This is a genomic window from Mumia sp., from assembly GCF_028803055.1.
GTDB lineage: Bacteria > Actinomycetota > Actinomycetes > Propionibacteriales > Nocardioidaceae > Mumia.
In genome coordinates, this window is sequence record NZ_JARBCJ010000240.1 from 1 (window position 1) to 4,112 (window position 4,112).

Genomic DNA, 4,112 nt, shown 5'->3' on the forward strand with positions numbered 1-4,112 from the left:
GGCCGGGACGATCCCGGGCCGGTGGACTGGGTCCTCGCGGGAGCCGCGCTGGTCGTCGGGCTCTACCCGGTGCTGCCCCTCCCTGAGTCGAGCGCCGGTGGCGGTGGGTTCACGGCGTTCCTCGACCGTCAGGGTGCGCTCGACCCCCTCGACATCCTCGCGGGGCTCGTCCTGCTGCTCCTCATCCTCGAGGCGACGCGCCGTACGACCGGCTGGGTGCTGCCGGTCGTGTGTGCGGTGTTCCTCGCCTACGCCTACTACGGCGGCTTCCTGCCGATCGACTGGGTGATCTCGCACCGGGGCCAGGACATCGACCAGATCATCAACGCTCTCTTCAACGAGGCCAGCGGCTTCTTCGGCGTGCCGCTCGACGTCGCTGCGACCTACATCGTGCTCTTCACGATCTACGGAGCGGTGCTCGACCGGATGGGCGCCGGCCGGTTCTTCGTCGAGTTCAGCTTCTCTCTGTTCAAGAAGTCGGGCACGGCGCCCGGTCGTACGGTCGCGACCTCCGGCTTCCTGCTCGGCACCGTCTCCGGTTCGGGGACGGCGACTGCGGTCACCCTCGGCTCGTTCGCGTGGCCGATCCTCAAGCGCGCCGGCTATCCCCGCGAGGCCGCGGGCGGCATGCTCGCCGCGTCCGGGATCGGCGCGATCCTGTCACCGCCCACGCTGGGTGCGGCGGCGTTCATCATCGCGGAGTACCTCGGTGTCTCCTACCTCCAGGTGCTCGGCTGGGCGCTGGTCCCGACGCTCCTCTACTACCTCGGCATCTTCCTGGCGGTCGAGATCGACGCCCGGCGCTTCGGCGCGCGGCGCGTGGAGGCCCGCGTCAACAGCCCGTGGGCGCTGCTCGGGCGCTTCGGCTACCACTTCGTCAGCCTCGGCGTGATCGTGCTGTTCCTCGCGATGGGTGTGCCGCCGTTCAAGGCCGTCGTGTACGCGACCGCGGTGGCGGCGTTCTTCGGGCTGCTCGAGGCGGTGCTGTCGCGTCGCGCGTTCGTCACCGACCTCGAGCAGGATCCCCGGACGGCCGAGAAGCTCCCGCTGGGCGACTCTGTGCGCGACTACGCGATCCGCCTGTTCGCGGCGCTCGCGACCGGCATCCGCGCCGCGGTCCCGGTGATCGCCGTGTGCGCGGCTGCCGGCGTCATCACGTCGACCATCGCGAAGACCGGGCTGGGCCAGGTGCTGTCGGACCTGCTCGTGGACGCTGCCGACGTGCTGGCTCCCAACCAGGCGTCGCTCATCGTCCTCAGCGCGCTGTTCTCCGCCGTCGCGATCATCGTCCTCGGGCTCGCCGTGCCGGTGACCGCGTCCTTCATCCTGAGCTGGATCATCATCGGTCCTGCCCTGATCAGCCTCGGAGCCGAAGGCCCCGAGGTCGCGATGTTCATCTTCTACTACGCGGTCCTCTCGGAGGTGTCGCCGCCGACCGCCCTGGCGGCCGTCGCGTCCGCGGCGATCACCGGTGGCAAGGTGATCGCGACGATGTGGCAGGCCTGCAAGTACACGTTGCCGGCCTTCCTCGCGCCGATGGCGTTCATCATGACCGACAACGGCGCTGCCCTTCTCGGCCGCGCGCCGTTCCTCGACGTCGTCTGGGCCACCGTCGTGGTCGGTCTCGCGGTGGCGGCGCTCGCGGTGGCGACGTCGGGCTGGATGTTCGGTCCGACCCGTCGCGTCGAGCGGCTGCTCTGCGTCCCGGCCGCCCTGCTGCTCCTCTATCTCGTCCCGGTGTCGATCGCCGTGGGTCTCGCGCTGCTCACCGCTGCCGTGGCCCTGCACGTGGTCGGCCGCCGGGGGAACCATCCGACCACGACCACCACACCCATCACCCAGGAGTGAACCACGACATGCGACATACCCGTACCCTCCTCGCCACGAGCGCGCTCACCGCATCGCTCGCCCTGGCGGCCTGCGGCGGCCAGCAGGAGAACACCCAGTCCGACAGCGACTCCGAGAGCTGCGACGCCGGCTCGGGCCGGATCGGCATCGCCACCGGCAACTCGACCGGCGTCTACTACGTGGTCGGTGGCGGTCTGGCGCAGATCATCAACGACGAGACCGATCTGCAGGCCACCGCGGCCGAGACGGGCGCGTCGGTCCAGAACGTGCAGCAGCTCGTCGCCGGCGACTACGACCTCGCGTTCTCCCTCGCCGACACCGCCGCCGACGCGGTCGAGGGCAACGGCTCGTTCACGGAGAAGCAGGACGTCGCCTCCATCGGGCGCATCTATCCCAACTACACCCAGGTCGTGGTCCGCAAGGACGCCGGCATCGACGGGATCGAGGACTTCAAGGGCAAGCGCATCTCGACCGGCTCACCGAAGTCGGGGACCGAGGTCATCGCCCAGCGCCTGATCGAGACCGCAGGGCTCCAGCAGAGCGACGTCTCGGCGCAGCGTCTGGACCTGACCAAGACCGTGGACGGGATGAAGGACGGCTCGATCGACGGACTGGTCTGGTCCGGGGGTCTTCCGACGCCGGCGATCACCGACCTCTTCACCTCGATGGGCGACGACGTCGAGTTCATCGACATCACGCCGCAGCTCGAGGCGCTCCAGGAGATCAACCCGGTCTACGAGGAGTCGACGATCCCCGCCGACACCTACAAGCTGGACGCCGACGTGCCGACCGTCGCCGTCCCCAACGTCCTGCTCGTCCGCGACGACATGCCCGACAACGTCGCGTGCGCGTTGACGACCCTCGTCTTCGAGGAGACCGACGCGCTCACGGCGGTGCACCCGGCGGCGAAGGACATCAAGATCGAGGACGCGGAGGACTCCGATCCGATCCCCCTCCACCCCGGCTCGCAGCGGGCCATCGACGACCTGAAGTAGGACAATCCTCCTCGCGGGGCTGCGCCAGACTGGGCACGTGCAGCTCCGCGAGGCAGGACCTGAGGACGCCGATGCGCTGACCGACTGTGAGGAGGCGGCGTACGGCACGGGGCTGGCCCACGTGTTCGGCGACCTGCCGTGGCCGCGCGACGGGATCCGGCGGCGATGGGTTGCCGAGCTGGCTGATCCGGGCGTGACGACGCTCGTCGTGGACGACTCCGGCGGCCGCATCCTCGGGTTCGCGACGTACGACGACCAGGTGCTCCGGCACCTCGGCGTGGTGCCGGAACGGTGGGGGAGCGGCCTCGCCGGCCGCCTGCACGACGAGGTGCTGCGGCGCCGCGGCGCTCAACCGATCCGGCTCTGGGTGCTGGAGGAGAACACCCGCGCCCGCCGGTTCTATGCGCGGCGTGGCTGGGTCGAGGACGGGCGGCGGTCGATCAGCGAGTGGCCCCCGCACCCGGTCGAGGTCGGCTACTCGAAGCGATGAATCGATCCGCCGTACTGCGCCGCTGAACGACGACGGACCCGGCTCGCATCGTGCACGAGCCGGGTCCGCCGCGAGTTCACCGGGTGGGGTGACTCACTTGCTGGGTTCGATGTCGCAGTCGACCTTCGGGTTGGCGCCCACGTAGTTGAGCGGGCCGGCGACGATGGTGACGGCGATCGTGCTGACCTTGGTGCAGTCGGCATCGGTGCCGCGGAAGTAGCCGCGCTGCGCTGCTGCCAGCGCACCGATCACGAGCCACACCACGACGAGGACGGTGACGATCTGACTAACGGAGGTCTTGCGAGACGAACGGACCATGGATGGCCTCCTGGGAGACGGTCCGCCGCGGGGTCGGCGGACGCCCATCAAGGTAGTGATAACAGGCGTCCGCCGCAGATTGCGGGGTCAGCGACGCGCCTGGGACGCCGGTCCTCCGGCGACACGGGCGCCGCGCGCGGTCGGGTCGACGAGCGTGCGGTACGTCGCCGTCACGCGCAGCCACTTCACGTCGTACCGTCCGCCCTCGAAGGTGGCGATGCCGAACGTGATGAACCCGTCGCTGTCGACGAAGCGCTGGAGGCTGCGGCCGGAGGCGGAGAAGACCGTACGGGTGCCGTACGCGGGCTTGAGGCGACGCACGCGGCTGATGTCGTTCCAGTCGCTGGTGATCCCGAAGCCGACGGCAGCGTTCTTGCGTGCCTTCGTGTGGCCGGCCCCGACCGCCTTGAACGTGATCGCGCTGTAGTCGTACGCGCCGCGCATGCCGACGCTGAAGCGCG

General features: G+C 69.8%; 5 protein-coding genes. 3 read left to right on the forward strand and 2 right to left on the reverse strand.

Annotated features, from left to right (window positions below; all coding sequences use genetic code 11):
* The 3 genes from PV363_RS16295 to PV363_RS16305 all read left to right on the forward strand — a co-directional run.
* On the forward strand, positions 1–1,848 hold a 1,848-nt coding region (locus PV363_RS16295), incomplete at its 5' end, for a TRAP transporter fused permease subunit (RefSeq protein WP_301022886.1).
* An 8-nt stretch (positions 1,849–1,856) separates the two neighbouring features.
* Positions 1,857–2,843 (forward strand): TAXI family TRAP transporter solute-binding subunit, encoded by a 987-nt coding sequence (locus PV363_RS16300; protein ID WP_220342413.1) that lies wholly within the window; start codon positions 1,857–1,859, stop codon positions 2,841–2,843.
* Positions 2,844–2,880: 37 nt separating this feature from the next.
* Entirely contained in the window at positions 2,881–3,333 is a 453-nt protein-coding gene (locus PV363_RS16305) for a GNAT family N-acetyltransferase (protein ID WP_220342408.1), read from the forward strand.
* Positions 3,334–3,426: 93 nt separating this feature from the next.
* Here the strand turns inward: PV363_RS16305 and PV363_RS16310 are convergent, their stop codons facing one another.
* Together PV363_RS16310 and PV363_RS16315 are read right to left on the reverse strand one after the other, a co-directional pair.
* On the reverse strand, positions 3,427–3,651 hold the full coding sequence (locus PV363_RS16310; RefSeq protein ID WP_220342407.1) for a hypothetical protein: 225 nt from the start codon (positions 3,649–3,651) through the stop codon (positions 3,427–3,429).
* 87 nt (positions 3,652–3,738) lie between these two features.
* A partial coding sequence (locus PV363_RS16315) for a hypothetical protein (RefSeq protein WP_301022887.1) occupies positions 3,739–4,112 on the reverse strand: 374 nt, incomplete at its 5' end.